Genomic DNA, 19,934 nt, shown 5'->3' with positions numbered 1-19,934 from the left:
ATTGGGGATGGGGAAAGTAAGTGAGAGGTTTGGCGAGCGACGGGATTACTCGACGCTGCTGATCTTAAACGTCCACGCAAACTCGCAGGGCATTTTAGATGGGTTGATCGTTGGCATGTCGATAACGACATGATCACCGACCTGTTTCCACGTCAAATCGCTGTCGTGGCCGAGCATGGAGACGACGGCGTTGGGCGACGCGGTGATGTTTTTGAGGGTCAATTGGCCATTGGGGAACACGGCACAGATCGCATAGAACGCGTCACCTTTTCGGGTAAAGACGGCTTCTTTGCGTGCCTTTCCTTCGTCGGGCGTCTTGAGCAGTTTGTTGACGTCGTATTTGACGCGGTAGTTGCCTTTGCCGAGTTCCTCTTCGATGCCGGCGGTCCATTGGCAGGTCGTCGAGTGCGTCGTTGTGCCGTAAATCGCCTCGCCGTTGACGTCGAGCCAATCACCGATCTCGGCGAGCCGCTCTTCCATCAACGGTGGGATCCGTCCATCGGCAGTCGGGCCGATATCGAGCAGGAAGTTCCCGCCGCGTGAGACGATGTCGATCAGCATCAGGACCAATGCCTCGCTGCTGTTGTAATCTTCGAATCGTTCGGTCCGGCTGTATCCGAACGAGTGAGCCATTCCGCGGTTTTCTTCCCACGCGTTTTCGGCGTTGGGCAATCCGGCACCGTATTCGGTTGTGTAGTAGCCACCGTGTTTGTGTCGGTCGCCTTTGCCCCAGCGATCATTGATCACGACTTCGTCTTTGCATGGTGAGTCGTTGAACAACCACGTCAACATCTCCGATGTCCGCCATGTTTTGGCCGGATGATCCCATTCCCCGTCAGTAAAGATGACGGCGGGTTTGTATTGGTTGACCATGTCTTTGAATTGAGGGATCAAGTGCTTGGTCACAAACAGATCGACGTCGGTGGTGTAGAGCGGATTGAACCATTCGTAGATCGAATAATAGAGTCCCATTTTGACATCGGTTTTGCGAACCGCTTGCGTCAGTTCACCGACGAGGTCGCGACCGGGACCGGTGTTGGTGCTATTCCAAGGGCGTCCCCAGGAGAGGTCCGCTTCTTCGCTCGGCCAGAGGCAATAGCCGTCGTGGTGTTTGGAGGTTAGGACGACGTACTTCGCGCCGGATTCTTCGAACGATTTGGCCCACTGGTCGGCGTCGAAGAGCTCACACGTGAACATCGGTACGAAGTCAGGGTAAGTGAATCGTTCTCCATAGACCCGGTCGTGGAACTGTTTAACGAGTTGGTGTGATCGTCGTTTGGGGTTCGCGAGATCCATCCAGTACCACTCCGAATAACGACCGACTTCGGAGAAGGCGGGTACCGAGTACGGTCCCCAGTGAATGAAGATTCCGAATTTGGCATCACGCCACCACTGGGGTGTCGGACGTGCGTCGATCGCTTTCCACGCGTCGGCTTCTTGTTGGGCCGATTTGGCTTCCGTTTCGACGGATTCAGTTTGCTGTGCTACCGCGATACCGGAAACGCAGAGAAGGGAAAGTGTCACAGAGAGAAACAGAGTAACTCGATATAGCACGGTGGGACTCAGGAGGAGGGCGTATGGGTGAGGTTGGTGGGAATCAGGGTGCTGCACGCTGCTCATGCGATGGAGGCCGGGGTGGAAGGTTGTGCCTTCGCATCGGGCTCATGGATTCGCGGCGGTGCCCTGGGTTGGCACGTAAACGCAGGGTCTTTGGATCCCAATGTTTCCGGGTGACTTCGCCGCGCGACGACGTGCCAATCTTGCCGGTGGTCGACTCCTTTTGAATCGTCGGCTTCCCAGGTTTTTGATCGGTCGGAGTATACTCTCAGATCGAAACGGAGGGGCTGGCTCAACCCTATGCGTGACAATTTTGCGTCTATTGATTTGGGCGGACTGCCCGTAGATTGAAGACGTCTATTTTGTACAGCGATAGACAAATGCAGGCGGCAAATTACGCCACACCGTCGGGCTGCGATGCACCTCCGAGAAGCTTTCTCGAAGCCGTCTAGAAAACCGAACACCGGCTGGCAAAACGACACCCTGCCAGTAAGCGAACGTGGCGAATTGGCCGCCCGGACGAAGGACATCGAGCGTCGCGTCGAGAATGTTCCGCTGCAACGACTCGGGGAACGAAGCCCACGGTAACCCGCAAATGATCGCATCGACCTGGTCGATGCCTGCGGACTGGCACAATCGGGCCACATCGGCCGCGGACTCTTCGTGCACGGTCACGTCGGGGCACCGGTTCCGAGTGATCGCGGCGAGTTCGGCGGACCGCTCAATGGCGAAGAACTTCGCGTCCGGGTGCAGGCGTCGACTCACGCCTTCGGTGAAAACGCCGGTGCCGGGCCCGTACTCGACAACGCCGCGGGCGGTATCCCAATCGAACCACTCGACCATCGTTTCGACGAGACCTTGGCTGCTCGGGGCGATCGCGCCGACGGATGTCGGGTTGCGTGCAAAGTTCTTCAGAAACGTCCACGTTGCTGACCCGTCGCGTCCGGTCGTTTCAGCGTGCGAGGGGCCCGATTGCGGGGAATGGTTGGAAATGGCTCGGGCTCTCGGCGGCGGACAGGGGACGTGAAACTCATCCGAAGATCGTTCACCCGATGATAACGCATTCCCGTCAACACGTGGACGCGTCGTGACCGCGGATCAGTCCAGATCGACTTCTTCCATTTCGATGTTCAGTCCTTTGAGCACGTCACAAAGCTTCTTTTCGAGGTCGTCGAGTTGTTCGAGGGCCTCGTCTTGGCGACGTTCCAGGTCGGCGAGCAATTGACCGGGGGCGTTTTCTTCGGGATCGGACAGGCACGTAGGGAACATCGAGACGCTCAAATGAAATGCGGTCGCACGGTTGGACAGTTCTCCGTCCACCTCGCCGACCCTGTTTTGGGCCGGTGGTGTGACAGTGGAGGGCGACCGAGATGTCGAACGACTCGGCCGCCGGTTATGACGATCGGCCGTTTCTTTCCGGGATTCGCGGCGTGGGACGGGTCGTGCGGGTCGTTCCGAAAAGCGAAGATTTGCCGGTTGTCCGGCTGGCAACGGTCGTAGCGATTTTGGTATCAGTCGAGCGTGAATGACCGGAATTGCCGGTTTATCGTTAAGATTTGGGATCCCGAACCAATCGGAAAACGGGCGGTAGCCGGTGAAGGTGCAGCGAACGTGAACGCGAGTTCGCACGACCGATTTGCGAGCCGATTCCACGACCCCTTCGGCCGAGGTCGTGTGATCGCCGTTTCCCCGTGCGCGGTGGGAATCCTCTTTGGCCTGATCACGGTGATGTGTTCTCAATCAGGGTGCCGAGGGATCGTCAAGTTCGGTGAGAGCCGGCAAACCGTCGCGGCCCGCCGGCTTTCTCGCCAGGGTCTCAAAGCGGCCCGGGAAGGCGATTGGATGATCGCCGAGACCCTGTTTAGTGAATCGCTGGATGTTTCGGACAGCAACGACGCCGCTCACCGGGGGCTGGCCGACACGCTCTGGCAACGAGGCCGGCGAAATGACGCGATCGAGCATCTCAAACAAGCCGTGCAGCTCAGTGCCGGCGACCCGAAGCACCTGCAACGGCTCGGACGCATGTATCTCGAACTCGGACGCGTCGACGAAGCGGCCCGGCAGTGCGAGATCGCTCTGCAGTCGGATCGCGAGTGGGCGGCGTTATGGGCGTTGTGGGGCGATTGTGAAAACGCACAAGGGCGTGCTGACTCCGCACTGGCCGCCTATCACCGGGCACTCTCGCTGCAGCCGGATTATCCGTATGTGCAGTTGCAGGCGGCCGAGATTTACCACCGACAACAGCGGCACGATCGCTTGTTGGCCACGCTCGATCGGCTGAACGAATCGAGCAGTTCGTTGATGATGAACCAAACCGATGGGGGCATTGTTCCCGGTCGGGCTGATTTGTTGCGTGGGCTCGCGATGCGGGAACTCGGACGGATCGAAGAATCCAACCGGTATCTCGTTGCCGCGGCCCAGAAAAACCCTGCCGACGTGACCGCGCGACTGCAACTCGCCGCTGCGTCGATCGCCGGCGGGGATCCCGTGTCGGCTCAGGGGTGGCTCGCTCAGGCGATGCAGGTCGACCCCGAGGCGGTGGCCGCGTCCGGTTGGGTCCGCAGCGGGATCGATACCTCGGAACTGGCCAACAACATGATCCCCTCGGCGATGGAGGATCCCACGACTGCCGGTCGAGCCTCGGCGTACGGATCGGCGTCGGCGTATCAATTGCCTGCTGACTTCGAAGTGCCCACGTCTCGCTCGCGGATGGCGGTCGGACCCGTCGAATCAGAAAACCGCTGAGCTGACCAACGCGTTTTGCCTCGTCTCATTGCCCCACCACCCACATGCCCGGTTGTGACGGCGGGGTTTAGAGAGGATTCTATCGGACGACTGAGACAGTGGGCGGGGTGACCGCTGGTGATCGCATTTGTCGATCACTGGAGGAAAGTCCGGGCTCCGCAGGGCAGGATGGTCGATAACGTCGACCGGCCGTGAGGTTAGGGAAAGTGCAGCAGAGAGCAGACCGCCGAACGGTTTGACGTGATACCTTTCGGGGATCGCGGCAAACGCGTGGTAAGGGTGAAACGGTGCGGTAAGAGCGCACCAGCGACCGGGGTGACTCGGTCGGCTCGGTAAACCCCATCCGGAGCTAGACCAAACAGGGTGCATTCACGAGGCGGCCCGTCTCGTTATCGACACCCGGGTAGGTCGCAATTGAGGCGGCGAGCAATCGTCGTGCACAGATAAATGGTCACCGGCAGCGAACGCTGTTACAAAACCCGGCTTACAAGCCCGCTGGCTCCGTCGCTTTCAGAATTAAATTTTGCAACCGCATACTTACAAGGAATGCTTCGTCACAGACAATTGGGAGGCCAGCTAAATGCGAGGGCAGCCAAATGGGAGGGCAGCGAAATTCGTTGAGAATTTCCGTTCGTCTCGTCGTTGGCCGAATGATCCGATGACATTCGCGATTCGCAGAACCCCAATCCATTCTCTGTGACGCAGCACGACGCTACCACTAACGTCGTCCCTTCACCTTTGTGTGAACAAGGCACCGATCTGACTCATGACGATCTCGCGATCCGATGAACGTTATCTTCGCCAATCCCAGTTCGATCCGATCGGACAAGAGGGGCAGGCTCGGATCGAGTCCGCACGGGTGGCGGTGTTGGGGTGTGGCGCCCTGGGGAGTGTCGCGTCGGAACTGCTTGCTCGCGCCGGCGTCGGAACCATCCGGTTGATCGATCGTGATCTGGTGGAGTGGAGCAATCTGCAGCGTCAGAGTTTGTATACCGAAGTCGATGCGGAAACCGCAGCCGCCAAAGCCGAAGCCGCGGCCTCGCACTTACGGGCGATCAACTCATCGATCGAAATCCAAGAACGCGTTGTTGATATCACACCCAACAATATCGCCCACAACCTCGAAAACGTGGACCTCGTGATCGATGCGACTGACAACTTTGCCGCGCGGTTGTTGCTCAACGATTGGTCCATCCAGACGCGTACACCGTGGGTCCACGGAGGATGTATCGGCGCAGGGGGACAGGTGCGTTTGTTTGATGGCGAGACGCCGTGTTTCCGTTGTCTCCTGCCGCAACCGCCACTGCCGGGGGAAACCGCGACCTGTGACACCGCCGGTGTGATCGGCCCGGCCACGCACCTGATAGCGAGCCTGCAGGCGTGTGAGGCGATCAAGTGGTTGTCGGGGAACCGCCTCGATGTACGGAACGAAATATTGTCCGTTGATCTTTGGCACAACCAAATCCGAACCATTCGGCTGTCACCGGCCCCAAATTGCCGAGCCTGCGTCCAACACGAATATGATTTTCTGAACGCCTCAACATTAGAGACGCAATCGGCCGAAACGTTGTGTGGTCGCGACGCGGTGCAGATCGCCGGTGGCGGAGCGGATGTCGATTTGCAACGGATGGCCCGGACATGGGAAACCGTCGGCGAGGTCAAAACGTCACGTTTCTTCGTGCGTTTGTCGCTGCCTGAGGAACGGATGCTGACGTTGTTTCGGGACGGACGGGCGGTGATCAGCGGTGTTCGTGATGTCTCTCACGCTCGCTCCCTTTTCGACCGCTACGTCGGGTCGTAGATGCTTTTTGGGGATGCGACGGCGCGTTCCCGATTCAACCGACACGCACAATATCCGCTAAGCTATCGGCATGTCTAACGTCACCCCCGCCGCTGCTGATCCGTCTGCCACGTCCGTTGCATCGAACGACAGCGGTCCGCTGCTTACGCCCGCGTTGCTGCAGCGACTCGAGCGGCTCGAGTTGGTGTCACGCAAGATTTTTCGCGGGCGAATGAAAGGGGAGCGGATCAGCCGTCGAAAAGGCCAGAGCGTCGAGTTCGCTGACTTTCGGAACTACGTCCCCGGTGATGACCTTCGGCTCATCGATTGGAATCTCTACGCGAGATTGGATCAGTTGTTTTTGAAGTTGTTTCAGGAAGAGGAAGATCTGCACTTCTATGCGTTGATCGACACGAGTGCGTCAATGAACTTTGGCACACCCAATAAACTCCGCGTCGCCAAACAGCTCGCCGCCGCGTTGGGCTACGTCGGACTCTGTCGTGGCGATCGGGTTAGTGTTCAGGCTTTGGGGCCAGCGGGACGATCGGCACCGGTCGTCCGATCTCGCGCGGCCCTTTGGAAACTGCTGAAGTACCTCGACGGTCTCGACGCGGCGCCGAACCAGGACGTCGACGCCAACGTGTCGTTGCACGATGGGGTCAAGGATTTTGTTCTGCGTGGAACGTCGACGGGGGTTGTGGTGTTGATCACCGATTTGATGGACAAAGCCGGTTACGAGTCAGCGCTGCGGATGTTGATCGGTCGCCAAATGGATGTCTTTGTGTTGCATGTTCTTTCGCAGGAGGAACTCGACCCGCCACTAAGGGGTGACCGTCGGTTGATCGATGTCGAAGACGGCGACGCGGCTGAAATCACCGTGAACCAACACGTGATCGATCGTTATCAGGAAACCCTGAAAGCGTTCTTGCATCAGGCACGTCAGTACTGTGCTCAACGATCGGTGATGCATGTCTTGGTCCCGACGGACACGCCGATCGAAACCGTGATGACGAAGTATCTGCGATCGCGGGGAGTGGTCCGATGAGTTTGATCCCCGCGTTGACAGGCATTTGGCCATGGGTGGCTCTGGTTGCGGTCCCGGTCGGCATCGTGCTGCTGTACTTTTTGAAGTTGCGTCGGGAACCCGTCGAGGTGCCGAGCACTTACCTGTGGTCGCGAACGATCGAAGACTTGCACGTGAACAGTCTGCTGCAGCGGCTCCGAAATAGCATCCTGTTGTTCCTGCAATTGCTCGCTGTTTTGCTGGCGGCGTTTGCGTTGTTTCGGCCCGGCGTTCGCGAGGACACCAGTTCTCTGGGACGGCTCGTTTTCTTGCTCGATACGTCGGCGAGTATGCAGGCACCGGCCGCCGATTCGGCTACACCGGATCCAACGACGCGATTTGACCGCGCTAAAAAGTTGATCAGCGAACGTATCAACACGATGCACGATGACGAGACCGCGATGTTGATCACGTTCAGTGATCGTGCGGAAGTCATGCAGGCGTTTACTTCGGATCGCTCGCGTCTGCGCGACGCGCTGGGACGATGCGAAGTGACCAACCGTCCCACTGATATTCTCGGCGCGCTGCGTGCCGCCGATGGACTGGCTAACCCGCGACGTACATCGGAAATCGCAGACATCGGTGACGTGCAGGTTGCCGATGCGTTGCCCGCGGAGTTGCTGCTCTACAGCGACGGCGGTTTTCAAAGTGTGACCGAATTCAAACTCGGAAATCTGAAACCCGTCTACCACGCGATCGGTGCCCCGCAAACCAAGAACCTCGCGATTGCCTCCTTCTCGGCCAACCGAGATTTGCAGGATCCGACCAAAATTGAAGCCTTTGCGACGGTCGTCAACAGCGGCGACGAACCGGCGACGGCGGAAGCCTCTTTGTTCCTCGAAGGACGGCTCGTGGATGCCGCCTCGGTGTCTCTCGACCCGGGTGATCAATCGGGGTTGTCGTTCGCGGTGGAAGCCGCCGATGCGGTGCGAATGCGGTTTTCGCTGGACATCAAAGATGATCTGTCCTTGGATAACACCGCCTACGCCGCCCTGACGCCATCGGGTTTGGTTTCGGTGTTGGTGGTAACCGAAGGCAACCGTCCACTCGAGTTGGGGCTGACAACGGAGAAAGCCAACCGTATCGCGGTATGCGAATTCGTTGCGCCGGAGTTTCTCGAGACCGAAGCGTTTGCCAAACGTGCGGCCGCCGGTGACGACGATCTGATCATCTTTGACCGCTGTCGACCGAAGAAGCTTCCCGCGACGAACACGTTCACGATCGGTGAATTGCCGAGCGACGAGTGGGAATGGACCTCGCCGCCAGGCAGTCTCACGTTGATCGACATCGATCGCACGCATCCGATTCTGCGCTATCTCGAGATGTATTCGTTGCTGATTTTTTCTGGCCGCGGTATGGATGGCCCCGAAGGCACATCCACCTTGATCGAATCGGATCTCGGTGCGGCGTTGGCGATCGCACCCCGCGGCGGCTACCGGGACCTCGTGCTCGGTTTCGAGTTGGTCAGTCAGAACGATGAAGGCGAGACACAGGCGAACACGAACTGGTACGCCGAGCGGTCATGGCCGGTGTTTTTGCTGAACGTTCTTAGGCATCTCGCCGGTGCCGCCTCCTCATCGGCCGCACCCTCTTATCAACCGGGTGAAACCGTCCCCGTCCGACTCGAGAGCGCGGTCCGCACGGTCTCTCTAGTACGGACGGGAGAAGAAGATACAGATACACCGCTCGACGAGATCACCGTCGCCGAGGGGGGAAGTGTTGATGTCGTGCAAACAAGTTCGCCCGGCAATTATCAACTCGTCCGCAAAACAACCGGTGAATCTGCGGCCGGTGTTGGCAACGTGGTCGATCGTTTCGCAATCAATCTCTTTGATGTTCAAGAGAGTCGTTTGTCGACCAAGCCTGACGTTGAGCTCGGTTATGAAACGGTCGCCGCCGTCGATGCCGGAATCCAAACCCGCCGTGAATACTGGCGACCGCTTCTCTTGCTCGCCCTCGTCGTCCTGTTGGTCGAATGGTGGCTCTACACTCGCAGGTTGTCTTAGAGCAATTTCATTTTTGTTGTAGCCGCCGTCGCCCGACGATGGACTATGTTCTGGCGTACGCAGCTGCTTTTGCAAACCTACGTCATTATTTGAAATGCTCTCGACCACGGCGGCATTTGGAGGTGACGCGTTTGTCCGAGAAACTCGCTCGGCGGGAGTCGCGATTCAAGCCTGCCGAGCCTGCAGGCCGTCACCGCCTTGACGTTGTCAGAGGCGGGCGATCGTTTGGCGAATGACTACTCGCCTGTTTTCTCCGCGTCCGCGTCCTGCGCGGTGAGTTCTTTCACGCGGACGTTCTTGAACCGGACTTTGCCTTTGCGGCCTTGGTGGACTTGCAGGCTGAAGAAGCCGCTCGGGTAGGTCCCGTTGTCGACCCAATGTGCCGCCGGCACACCGTTGATCCATGTTTGGACGACATTGCCTTTGGCCCGGATCGTCAATCGGTTCCAACCGCTTCGGTCGAGTGCTTGCCGGGCCGCCTCGTGTTCCTTTAGCCACAGGGGATAGAAGTATCCGCCACAGCTTTGGCCGTAGATTCCGCCGGACCAATACCGGTCGCCGGTGATGCCTTCCATTTCCGCTTGTGGGCCGTAGACCGTTTCACCTTTCGCACCCGGTTTGGATTTTGCCCGGAACATCACTCCAGAGTTTCCATCGACTTCCCATTTCATTTCGCAGGTGAAGATGAAGTCGGTGTAATCGTTGTTATCAGTGCTCAGGTAGGTGCTCTTGGAGCCGGGAACACATGTTCCGACGATCTCACCATCGACCGCCTCGAAAGAACAAGTGCCGCCACGTGGCGTCCAACCGCTCAAGTCAGTTCCGTTGAACATGTCTTCGAACCCTTCCTCCAACGCCGGTTCCGGATCGGTGTTGAGTACCATTTCCTCGGGTTGCGGGATGTTTTCTTGCGATTTGTACTTCTCGTACCACGCCTTTTGTTTGGGATCAACTTCGTTCGCGGTGACGACGTTCATGCTCGCCCCGGAACTGACGATCAGGATGGCAAACGCGAGTGAGTGAAGTTTCGTAAACGACATGAGGTTCATTCTTGGCTCGTTAAGGAACAAGAGGATCCGGCTGCAGATTGGCGACGAGACGCAATCAAACGGTGAGGTGTCGCATTGGGCCGTTTTTGGTCTGTGGATTCTATTTGGGTGTTGGAGTGATTGGTAGTCAGGGCCATGCGTGGGCCGAGGTTCTGTTACGAACGAATCGCGAGTTCCCGGGTATCACGCATGAAATGAGGTATGCGTTATGTTGGCGACGCATCATTTCACTTTTCGCGGAAACGAACGTTGATACCGAATTCCGACGCAGCGAAATCGTCCGAACTGACGAAACTACGGTGGTGGTCGCGGGTGGAACCGCATGAACGCAAGGCAGTCGTTTGGGCAACGGCGTGGTTTTTCTTCATTCTGCTCGGGTACATGATCATCCGGCCGGTGCGTGAGACGATGGGCAGTATCGGCGGAACACAGCAGTTGCAGGGGCTGATGCTGGCGACGTTTCTCGTCATGTTGGCCGCCGTTCCGTTGTACTCATCGCTCGTCGCGAGGTTGCCTCGTCGGTGGTTGGTCCGAGTGGTGTATCACTTTTTCGCGGGATGCCTTGTCGCGTTCTTCGTTTTGATGCAGTTGGATTCGGAGTTTGTGCGAACTTGGACCGCGCGGACGTTCTTTGTTTGGGTGAACGTATTCGCTTTGTTCGCGACCAGTGTGTTCTGGAGCGTCTTGGCGGATCTGTTTACCAGCAGTCAAGGGAAGCGTCTCTTTGGCTTGATCGCCGCGGGTGGGACGGCCGGTGCGATCACGGGTTCCTTGATCACCAGCCAAGTCGCCACGCAGCTTTCGACGGACGTGCTGTTGTTGCTGCCGGTCGTCGTGATCGAAGCCGGATTGTGGTGTGCATGGCGATTAGAAAAGCAGTCCACGTCAATCTTGAGCGATACGGAGTTCACTTCGAACGTGTCGCAAAGCCCGACTGGCGGCGGCGTTTTGTCGGGAATCACTCACGTCGCGCGATCGCCTTATCTGGGCATGATTTGCGTGTTCCTGGTGTTGGTGCAGTTTTGCGGAACGCAGCTGTATTTCCAGCAGGCCGAGATTGTCGCCGCTGAGATAGAAACGAAAGAGGCACGCACGCAACTGTTTGCCTATTTGGATCTTGGAACACAATTGCTGACGCTCGCGATCCAAGCGTTGTTGTCCAGTGTGATCCTGCGGCGGTTCGGAGTCAGCGTGGCGTTAGTGATCTTGCCGGTCGTGTACTTCGCAGGCTTCCTTTCGCTCGCATTGAATCCGATGTTGTCGACGTTGGTGGTCACCATGATTGCGACGCGGGCGGGCGGTTATGGAATCACCGTCCCGGCACGCGAGGTTTTGTTTACCGTGGTTAGTCGCGAAGACAAATACAAGTCGAAGAGTTTCATCGATACGGTCGTCCTGCGAGGTGGTGACGCCGCATCGGGACAACTGTTTGGCTTCGCGAGACAACTCGGCGTTAGTATCACGGCGATGAACGTATGGGCGTTGCCGATCACGGCGATTTGGGGCGTTGTCGCTTGGCGATTGGGACGATTGCAGAAACGACGCGCGGCGCAGTTGGCGACTGAATCCGAATCGGACGCGTAACGCCGTTTGGTTCGTTGACACCGAGGGAGTCTGCTGTGGTGACGATGATGTTAAGTGAGAATCTCTTCGACAACGCGTCCGTGTACGTCGGTGAGTCGGAAGTCACGGCCCGCGTAACGATAGGTGAGTCGTTCGTGATCGATTCCTAGCGTGTGCAGAATCGTGGCATGTAAGTCATGCATGTGAACGCGATCACGCAGCGAATAGTAACCGTAGTCGTCGGTTTCTCCGTACGCGAAACCGGGTTTGACGGCGCCGCCGGCGAGCACCATCGAGAAGCCTTGAGGATTGTGATCACGTCCGTTGGCACCTTGGACGACGGGAGTTCGGCCGAACTCGCCTCCCCAGACGATCAACGTGTCGTCCCACATGCCACGCTGTTTTAGGTCGTTCATTAACGCTGCGATTGGCAGATCAGTGGCAAGGGCATTCTTATTATGTCCGGCTACCAAATTGCTGTGTTGGTCCCAAACTTGGCCGCTGCTGACGGTGATGAAACGCACTCCCGCTTCGGCCAATCGTCGCGCGAGGAGGCAGCTTTGTCCGAACGACTTGGTGGCTTTTTGGTCGATACCGTAGGCCGTCTGCGTGGCTTCGGATTCGCGACTCATATCGAACACCTCAGGGGCTGCCTCACGCATCCTCGACGCTAAATCCATTGCTTCAATCGCACCCTCAATCTCTCGATCCGGACCGCTGCGGTGGAGATGGAGTTCATTCATTCGTTGAACCAAATCGAAGCGTTGTTGAGCTTCTCGCGGATCACCGGGGGCATCGAGATAGGGGATTTTCCCGCTTCCGAACCTGCCGTTGCTGCCGATCGCGGTCGCTTGATGCATGGCGGGCAGGAACGCGGCGCCGTAGTTCCGCGGGCCACCGTGTGCCGTCGCCGGACCGATCGCAATGTGCGCAGGAAGGTCGGGGTGGCCGCTGCCCAACGCATAGCTCACCCAGGCCCCGACGCTCGGTCGCACCAAGTTGTCGCTGCCCGTGTTCACCATCCCGACGGCTTGTCCGTGCGATTGTCCTTTCGTGTGCATGCTGCGAATTACACACAGCGAATCTGATTCTTCCGCCATGTGCGGCAGCAGGTCGCTGACCCACAATCCGGAGTCGCCACGCTGCGAGAACTTCCAAGGACCGTTGAGTAGTTTCGGGACCGCGTCGATGTTCGGCGGAAGTGAAAACGGCAGCGGTTTGCCGTCGTCGCGAGCGAGCAAGGGTTTGTAGTCGAACGTGTCGACATGGCTGGGCCCGCCATGCATGAACAAGAAGATCACGCGTCGAGCACGTGGTGGTACATGCAGTGGTCGTACCACGCCCGTCGAATCCGAATCGGACGACGATGGCGGTGCCGCCTCTGCCGTCGTCCACGGAACAAAACCTGAGACCGCGAGTGAACCCAACGCAAACGAACCGGTGACGCCAAAATCACGTCGGGTCAGGTTTGTCGGTAACCAGGGGCCAGACTGTTTTCGGTTTTCGTTGGACAACGTTCGACGTTGGTATTGGTTCATTTTAGTCAATCCAATAAACGGAATTCGGTTCCCGCGAAAAGAGCGGCGACCCACTGCTGCCACGCATCGGGCGATTGTTGATTGTCGGAGAAGAAGCTTGCCGCCAATTGCTTGTCCTCTTTCGACGGCAAGCGTTGTAGGCACAGTTGATAAACGAAGTCCAAGCGTGCCTCGAATCCTTCGGTACTGGCGACCACACGATCGGCGGTCTTCTGAGCCCAATCGTTAATTTCGGGAGCGTTGATTAAGACGAGGGCTTGCCCGGGCACGTTGGTGGTCGGGCGTCGTCCAACCAACAGGTCGGGATCCGCGGCATCGAGCGCGGTCATCATCGGCGGCACGTAACCGCGTACGACGGGCAGATAGATGGATCGACACGGTGAGGCAACGCCCGTGATCTTTCCGGCCGTGCTGTTACCGTTGTTGGCCGAAACCAACACGCCGTGCGATTTCATCGAATCGTAGATGGGAGTGCGAGAGAGGATCCCTGCCGCCGACAGCATGGTGTCGCGAATCGACTCGGCGGGCAGTCGACGTCGGTGCATTCGCCACAGCAACCGGTTCTCGGCGTCGGCTTGCATGCCCTCCGCGTTGTAGTCACTCGATCGATGATAGGCGGCCGAATTGACGATTTCACGAATCAGCGGTTTCAGATGCCATCCGTTGCGCACGAAATCAGTCGCGAGGTAGTCGAGCAATTCCGGGTGAGTCGGACGCTCACCACGTTCACCAAAGTTGTCGACCGTCCGAACGAGTCCTTCGCCCATCAGGTGCATCCAAACGCGGTTGACGAATACGCGAGAGACCAGCGGGTGATCCGGATCCGTGAGCCAATCCGCCAAATCCAATCGCCCACTTCCTCGAGGGTTTGGGATTGTCGCTTCACCACCGCTGCACACTTGCAAAAAACCACGCGGCACGATCTCACCGAGGTTTTTGGCTTCACCACGAATGTGCACGGGGCTGTCACTGATTTTGGACGTCGGACGGTCCGTGGGGGCCATCGCTTGCGGTAGCGGTGGGGGTGTGTTTTTTGCGAGTTCTTGAAGTTCCTTTTTGAGTGAAGCGACGTTTTGTTGGGCAGCATCGATGCGGGCTCGGGCCGCTGCGGCTTGCTCTTTGTTTTCAGCCGGTGCGTCTTCGGGATGGTTGATTTTGTGGAGATCATCGACGGACAGAAACTGCACCGCGTCGGCGATCACGTATCCGTCGGTGTCTCGATTCGAAAGTGTGACGGCGGCGGGCGATGCCGATTCGAATTCGAACGTGCCTAACGAAGTCCAAAACGGTGGGATCTCGGTTTTGCGTTGGTTGATGGTGGCCGTTTTGACGCCGTTCGAAGTTTCAATGGTGACGGGAACCTTGGACGCGCGATTGGTGTTGGCCGAGAACGCGACCCGGATTTCATACGGTCCATCGGCGGGCAACTCCGCGGAAAAACGAATGGTGGATGTTCCTTTTTCGGTGTTGTTGTCGTGCACGTAACCCTGCCCGACGAAGCCTTTGGTGTAGGTCGATTCTTTCCAAGTGCCGGTTTTGATGGCTTGCGTGTCGTCGATCACGATGCCGTGCAAATCGTCAGGATTACCCGCTTTGGCTTCTTCAAGTGCCTTTTCCGCTTTCGCGATTTCTGATTTTAAATTTAGCACGGCGATGTCGTGTTCGCGCACCGCGGTGCGGTGTTCTTCCGTGGTCGGTAACGGCACTCGGTTCCACGTGCTGACGTACCGTTGGCTCTCACCTTTTAAGGTCACCGTGCTCTTGAATATACCGGCTAGTGAGTAGTAGTCTGACGTTGGCACGGGATCGAACTTGTGATCGTGACAACGTGCGCAACCCAGGGTCAGACCGAGAAAGGCTCGGCCGATGGTGTCGATTTGTTCGTCAACCACATCGAGTTCGAGTTTCGTCTTGTCGCGTTCACTGAGCATCTTGGTGCCCAGCATCAAGAAGGTGGTCGCGACGACGTTATCGTGTCGCTCCGCATCGGATTCGTAGGGCAGTTGGTCACCGGCGATTTGTTGTCGAATCATTTGATCGAACGGTTGGTCCGAGGCGATCGATCGGACGAGATAATCGCGGTAGCGCCATGCTTCGTGGAACGTCGCGTTGAAGTCACTGCCGTTGCTGTCGGCGTATCGGGCAACGTCCATCCAATGTCGTGCCCATTGTTCAGCGAAACCGGGCGATTCGAGCATCTCGTCGACGATGCGTTTCCAATGTTGCCACGAAGGGTCGGCGGCCCATCGTTGTTGCAGTTCGATCGACGGTGGCAGTCCGGTTAAATCAAACGAGAGTCGTCGCAACCGAATCTCGTTGGAGGATTGAGGGTTCGGTTGGATGCCCGACTCGAGTAGCCGTTGACCGATGAACTGATCGATCGCACCTCGAGACCCTTCATAGGATTCGCCGGTGGGTTCGGTGTAATCGAGAGGTTGGAACGCCCAAAATTGACGTCCTTGTTCCATGTCGATGTGGTCGCGACGGATCATCTCGGTGGACGTGTGATCGCGAGGGTCAGTCGCACCGGCGGCGATCCAGTCTTCGAAATCGCGGATCACCTCATCAGGAAGTTTGCCTTTGGGTGGCATTTCCGATGTCTCGTATCGAATCGCCAGGACCAAGGGACTGGCGTCGGTTTCACCAGGTTTGATTGCCGGACCGCTGTCACCTCCGACGAGCATCGCGTCGGATGAGTCCAGCAGAAGAGAGCCGCCGATTTCGTCGGCATCGGCAGCGTGGCATTCGTAACAGTGCTCAACGAGAACGGGACGAATGCGGTTTTCGAAGAACGCTACCGAGTCGGCGGGTTCTTTTGTGAAGGCGGGATTGGGTGTCCACGTTAACGCGAGAACGCACGTGAACAGCCACCGTTGGTGAGGGCGGGAGGTGGGCATGCTGATCTGATCCAAGGCGGGCCGGGCGACCCTTGGGGAGATCTGTGGGGGTGGGAGACGACCATCCTACCACAACTCTTCGGCTCAAGCATGTAAAAATATAGAGCATACGTACAGGTTTCGGCGGCCTCGTTTGTTCGCAGCAAGCGAGTTACTCATGCGTTCAGATGCCTTGGTCTTCTCGACCGTTTTCCACACGCGTTACTGACGACCTCGGTGGCAGCTACATCCGACGACGTCGCAGTATTCGCTGTCGCTGCTGACGCCACCGTCGCGTTGCCAGTAGAAATCCGCGCGAGGTGCGTTGTCGCCGTAGCGGTTCATCCGGTCGGCTTGGAACACATTACCGCCCGCGATAACGAGGGCAATCTTTTCGCTGTCACGAATTTGTTTGGTAGGGTCTGCCTTCTTGCGAAAGACGATCAGGTCGGCGAGTTTGCCATTTTCGACCGAACCGAGATCACGATCGAGTCCGAGATACTTCGCGCCATTGAGCGTGCCGCACTCCAACGCCTGCATCGGTGTCATGCCGCCCTGGACGAAGCTCCACATTTCCCAGTGGGTGCAAACGCCGGGAAGTTGCCCGTGTCCGCCCGCCTGCACCATCCCGCCCTGATTGACGACGTCACGTGCGATTTCGGCCACACGCATGTGGTTATAGTCATCTTCGGATGCCTTTTCGCGTCGTCTCGATCGTGGGTTCAATACATGCGGAGGGATGAACGTTTGCAACCGAGTGTGCAGCCAGAGGTCGTCGAGTTGGTACCAATATCGTTCTCCGGAGAGTCCGCCATACGCGACGCTGAGTGTCGGTGTGTAGCCAACTCCGGTGTTGCGCCACAAATCCATCACGTCGTCGTATGCGGTCTGGACGGGCAACGTGTGTTCAATGCCCGTATGTCCGTCAACAATCATGGTCATGTTGTGCATGAACGTGCTGCCGCCTTCGGGGACAACCATCATGTCCAGTTCTCTCGCCGCGGCGATGACTTGTTGACGTTGGTCGCGTCGCGGTTGGTTGTAACTCTTGACGGTGAAAGCACCGACCGCCTTCATCCTGCGGAGGTGAAAACGGGCGTCGTCGAGTGAGTCGATTTCTGCTTTGATCGCGCCTGTTGCCCCATACAGAATTTTTCCCGTTGAGAACGTTCGTGGAGATGTGATCATGCCGGCCTTGGCCAGTTCACTCGCGGCGAAGATGGCGTGCGTGTCGTTGCTCGGGTCGTGGATTGTCGTTACGCCGAACGCGATTCGTGCATAGTCGATCCAATTGTGTTGCGGCGTGATGCCGAACGTTGCCTGTGCGCCGTGAGCGTGCGCGTCGATGAGTCCGGGCATGATGACCTGACCACGCACGTTCGTCGTCACATAACCGTCCGGGATCTCGATCTCCTTGCGTGGGCCGACGGCAACGATACGGTCTTGATCGATCAGGATGACACCGTCTTTGATGATGCCTGCCGGACCCATCGTGAGGATTCGAGCGCCGACCAGTGCGCGGCGGGTGTCGGGTTTGGCAGTCGGTTGGGTGAATCCGATCGAGAGGCTGGTCGCTTTTTCGGGAGTCGATGTTGGGGTGTCCGCATCGTCGGTTTCAGCCTCTGGTCGCATCGCATCGGCCACATTGCACGTATACAAATTGGGGCCGAGGCTCCAGTGCAACTGTTGGCTGTCACCTGAGAAATGGATGAACTCGCCTGCCTCGTCACTGACCTTGACCGTTGGAATGCCCTTCGCGTTTGGTCCGACTTGAATCGGGGTTGGGGAGTGGACGAAGGGAGCAACGTAAACGTGGAAACGCTCGATCAGGGCGATGGATTTCCCGTCGGGTGACACTGCGAAATCGGTCGCCCAGTCGCTCTTGTAGTGTTCGCGGGTTTGATTGCCATGAAGGTCAACGGACACGAGCGTCACGTTGTCGGAGTCTTTCGCCGCGTCGCGACGGGTGACAAACACTCGTTCGCCCGAAGCGTCGAAGCGAGGTTGCGTTCCCTGCTCACAAATCAATTTTGGTTCGCCGTTTTGGATGGCCGTCATGTAGATGCCGGGATCTCGCGACCAAAGTGCGGATCGGATGTGGCCGCCACCGCGTTGCTCGTAAACGATGTGTTTTCCGTCGGGCGAGAACGACGGGTGCATGTAATGTCCTGGTTTGTTCGAAACGATCCATCTTTCACCGCGATCAGGATCCGTTGTCGTGATGCGAATCGATCCGAGTTGCCGGTCATTCCAGGTCGTGTAGACGATGTAGCGTCCGTCCTTGGAAAACGATGGCGAGAACTCGAAATGATCCGATTGTTCGGTCAGACGCGTGGGGACGCCATCAGGGAGCGTTTTCAAATACAAATGACCGAGTGCCTGATAAACGACCTGAGTGCCGTCGGGCGAAACTTGAACGCTCTGAAGCATCTTGACGTCGAATTCATCTCCGCCGACGGGGATAGGATGCCGAACGGCTTTGCGGACGTCTCGGTGATCTCGGATGCGGAAGGGGATCACATCGGCTGTTCCTGAATCGATATCGATTCGGCGGATCTTGCCTTTTGCCCACACGACAATCGATTTGCCATCGGGAGTCCAGTCGAATCCTGAATACACACCGTGAATCGCCCATGCCTCTTGCATGTCGCGTTCGAGGTCGTCGTATACCAAACGGATTCGGCCCGACTCTAAATCAAACAAATGCAGTCCCGTCTTTACGCCGACACGTCGCACGAAAGCGATCGTTTTTCCATCGGGTGAAGGCGTCGGGCGGCACGCACCACCAGGTCCGCGGATCAACGTTTCGGTGTCGCCGTCGACAAGGTCGAGTCGTTTGATCGCGTAGATGCCTTGGTGCGAGTTCTTGTCGTATTCGAAATCCTTGCCCGGCGTGACGTCTTGGCTGTAGTAGAGGTATCGACCATCGGGTGAGTAGGCCGGTTCGTTGACGTCTTTTTGGTCACTGGATCGGGTGGTCAATGCCGTGCCGGCGGTCGCGTCCATCGCGATGGCGTCGCGATGATACCGATGGCATTCCCCTGCACCGAGCGAGCGACGACTCGAAAAGTGTTTGCGGGCAACCAAATACTGTCCGTCGGGTGACCACGCCGGACTGCTGAGCAGGCGGTAGGTCTCATTGGTGACCTGAGTCAACGAGGTTCCATCGATGGTCACGATCCAAACATTGTCACCCGCTTTTTTACTCTTGCCCGTACGGTCGCTCGTGAACGCGATGTGTTTGCCGTCGGGGCTGAATCGCGGTTGCATGTCCCATGACATGGACTGCGTGAGGTTTTCGGGAAAACGCTTGTTCGTCGCTTTGGTGCCATCTGCCCCACTGATCGGCATGACATAGAGGTCGCCGAGTAGGTCAAATACGATTGACTCTCCATCGGGACTGACGTCGAGGTTCATCCACGTCCCCGAATCGCAATCGATCTCTTGCCGTTGTACCGGACCGGGGGGCGACTCAATGTCCCATTGCTCGGGAGTCTCTTCCGCTACGGCATCCTTTGCCACCTTCGCATCCGCCTGTGGGTTCGAATCGGATGCGGGTGTGTTGGTGATACCGCTCCCGAAAAGGAGCAGGAATGTGATTGAGAGACGAAATCGGCCGGAATCAAAAAGTCGCATCGAATTCGATTGGTTGATAGTTCAGGAGCGGTGAAGCAAGGTGGCGTCCGTTAGCGTCGCCAGAGGGCATTTGCCCTGCCGCTATCATTGAACTCTAAACCATCAACGAGCGAGTCTTCGA

General features: G+C 57.7%; 13 protein-coding genes and 1 other RNA gene. 7 read left to right on the top strand and 7 right to left on the bottom strand.

What is annotated here, in order from left to right; translation table 11 throughout:
• Positions 1-45: 45 nt before the first annotated feature.
• The 3 genes from FHS27_RS20600 to FHS27_RS20590 all read right to left on the bottom strand — a co-directional run bounded on the left by FHS27_RS20600 (position 46) and on the right by FHS27_RS20590 (position 2,826).
• Positions 46-1,554 (bottom strand): alpha-L-fucosidase, encoded by a 1,509-nt coding sequence (locus FHS27_RS20600; RefSeq protein ID WP_315854639.1) that lies wholly within the window; start codon positions 1,552-1,554, stop codon positions 46-48.
• A 360-nt stretch (positions 1,555-1,914) separates the two neighbouring features.
• Positions 1,915-2,400 carry a class I SAM-dependent methyltransferase gene (locus FHS27_RS20595; protein ID WP_221225260.1) on the bottom strand — a complete coding sequence of 162 codons (486 nt, stop codon included), beginning with the start codon at positions 2,398-2,400 and terminating at the stop codon, positions 1,915-1,917.
• Between the two features lie 255 nt (positions 2,401-2,655).
• Positions 2,656-2,826, bottom strand: a complete 171-nt coding sequence (locus FHS27_RS20590) for a hypothetical protein (RefSeq protein ID WP_184306727.1) — start codon at positions 2,824-2,826, stop codon at positions 2,656-2,658.
• Between the two features lie 101 nt (positions 2,827-2,927).
• Between FHS27_RS20590 and FHS27_RS20585 the strand changes: the two genes are divergently transcribed.
• From FHS27_RS20585 to FHS27_RS20560, 6 genes are all read left to right on the top strand, one after another.
• Positions 2,928-3,086, top strand: a complete 159-nt coding sequence (locus tag FHS27_RS20585) for a hypothetical protein (protein WP_009103782.1) — start codon at positions 2,928-2,930, stop codon at positions 3,084-3,086.
• Positions 3,079-4,302 carry a tetratricopeptide repeat protein gene (locus FHS27_RS20580; RefSeq protein ID WP_184306726.1) on the top strand — a complete coding sequence of 408 codons (1,224 nt, stop codon included), beginning with the start codon at positions 3,079-3,081 and terminating at the stop codon, positions 4,300-4,302. The genes FHS27_RS20585 and FHS27_RS20580 overlap by 8 nt, the downstream gene beginning before the upstream one ends.
• Before the next feature lie 95 nt (positions 4,303-4,397).
• An RNA gene (gene rnpB, locus FHS27_RS20575) (RNase P RNA component class A) lies at positions 4,398-4,805 on the top strand.
• 263 nt (positions 4,806-5,068) lie between these two features.
• Complete coding sequence (locus FHS27_RS20570; protein ID WP_184306725.1) at positions 5,069-6,103, top strand: ThiF family adenylyltransferase; 1,035 nt, start codon at positions 5,069-5,071, stop codon at positions 6,101-6,103.
• Between the two features lie 70 nt (positions 6,104-6,173).
• Complete coding sequence (locus tag FHS27_RS20565) at positions 6,174-7,127, top strand: DUF58 domain-containing protein (protein ID WP_184306724.1); 954 nt, start codon at positions 6,174-6,176, stop codon at positions 7,125-7,127.
• Positions 7,124-9,151 carry a vWA domain-containing protein gene (locus FHS27_RS20560; protein WP_184306723.1) on the top strand — a complete coding sequence of 676 codons (2,028 nt, stop codon included), beginning with the start codon at positions 7,124-7,126 and terminating at the stop codon, positions 9,149-9,151. The genes FHS27_RS20565 and FHS27_RS20560 overlap by 4 nt, the downstream gene beginning before the upstream one ends.
• 236 nt (positions 9,152-9,387) lie before the next feature.
• Here FHS27_RS20560 and FHS27_RS20555 read toward each other — a convergent pair whose 3' ends face one another.
• The gene (locus FHS27_RS20555) at positions 9,388-10,191 is read right to left on the bottom strand and encodes a 3-keto-disaccharide hydrolase (protein WP_246420373.1); all 804 of its coding nucleotides are present in this window, start codon (positions 10,189-10,191) and stop codon (positions 9,388-9,390) included.
• 258 nt (positions 10,192-10,449) lie between these two features.
• Between FHS27_RS20555 and FHS27_RS20550 the strand changes: the two genes are divergently transcribed.
• Positions 10,450-11,784 carry an NTP/NDP exchange transporter gene (locus FHS27_RS20550; protein WP_246420371.1) on the top strand — a complete coding sequence of 445 codons (1,335 nt, stop codon included), beginning with the start codon at positions 10,450-10,452 and terminating at the stop codon, positions 11,782-11,784.
• A 50-nt stretch (positions 11,785-11,834) separates the two neighbouring features.
• Here FHS27_RS20550 and FHS27_RS20545 read toward each other — a convergent pair whose 3' ends face one another.
• From FHS27_RS20545 to FHS27_RS20535, 3 genes are all read right to left on the bottom strand, one after another.
• Positions 11,835-13,301 (bottom strand): DUF1501 domain-containing protein, encoded by a 1,467-nt coding sequence (locus FHS27_RS20545; RefSeq protein WP_184306720.1) that lies wholly within the window; start codon positions 13,299-13,301, stop codon positions 11,835-11,837.
• Positions 13,302-13,306: 5 nt separating this feature from the next.
• A complete protein-coding gene (locus tag FHS27_RS20540) occupies positions 13,307-16,198 on the bottom strand; it encodes a DUF1553 domain-containing protein (protein ID WP_184306719.1) in 2,892 nt (963 codons plus the stop codon).
• 201 nt (positions 16,199-16,399) lie between these two features.
• Positions 16,400-19,813, bottom strand: coding sequence for an amidohydrolase family protein (locus FHS27_RS20535; RefSeq protein WP_184306718.1), 3,414 nt, complete (start codon positions 19,811-19,813; stop codon positions 16,400-16,402).
• Between the last annotated feature and the right edge of the window lie 121 nt (positions 19,814-19,934).

Origin of the sequence: Aporhodopirellula rubra, assembly GCF_014192335.1 — a bacterium.
GTDB classification, from domain to species: domain Bacteria; phylum Planctomycetota; class Planctomycetia; order Pirellulales; family Pirellulaceae; genus Rhodopirellula; species Rhodopirellula rubra.
Note: the sequence above shows the minus strand (reverse complement) of the source record. Positions and strands in the feature narration are given on the sequence as shown.

Bases quoted from the DNA above. Each gene is read 5' to 3' on its own strand.
- FHS27_RS20565 (WP_184306724.1), top strand. From the start codon at position 6,174: ATGTCTAACGTCACCCCCGCCGCTGCTGATCCGTCTGCCACGTCCGTT.
- FHS27_RS20570 (WP_184306725.1), top strand. From the start codon at position 5,069: ATGACGATCTCGCGATCCGATGAACGTTATCTTCGCCAATCCCAGTTC.
- FHS27_RS20590 (WP_184306727.1), bottom strand. From the start codon at position 2,826: ATGTTCCCTACGTGCCTGTCCGATCCCGAAGAAAACGCCCCCGGTCAA.
- FHS27_RS20585 (WP_009103782.1), top strand. From the start codon at position 2,928: ATGTCGAACGACTCGGCCGCCGGTTATGACGATCGGCCGTTTCTTTCC.
- FHS27_RS20555 (WP_246420373.1), bottom strand. From the start codon at position 10,191: ATGTCGTTTACGAAACTTCACTCACTCGCGTTTGCCATCCTGATCGTC.
- FHS27_RS20545 (WP_184306720.1), bottom strand. From the start codon at position 13,301: ATGAACCAATACCAACGTCGAACGTTGTCCAACGAAAACCGAAAACAG.
- FHS27_RS20540 (WP_184306719.1), bottom strand. From the start codon at position 16,198: ATGCCCACCTCCCGCCCTCACCAACGGTGGCTGTTCACGTGCGTTCTC.
- FHS27_RS20535 (WP_184306718.1), bottom strand. From the start codon at position 19,813: ATGCGACTTTTTGATTCCGGCCGATTTCGTCTCTCAATCACATTCCTG.
- FHS27_RS20560 (WP_184306723.1), top strand. From the start codon at position 7,124: ATGAGTTTGATCCCCGCGTTGACAGGCATTTGGCCATGGGTGGCTCTG.
- FHS27_RS20595 (WP_221225260.1), bottom strand. From the start codon at position 2,400: ATGGTCGAGTGGTTCGATTGGGATACCGCCCGCGGCGTTGTCGAGTAC.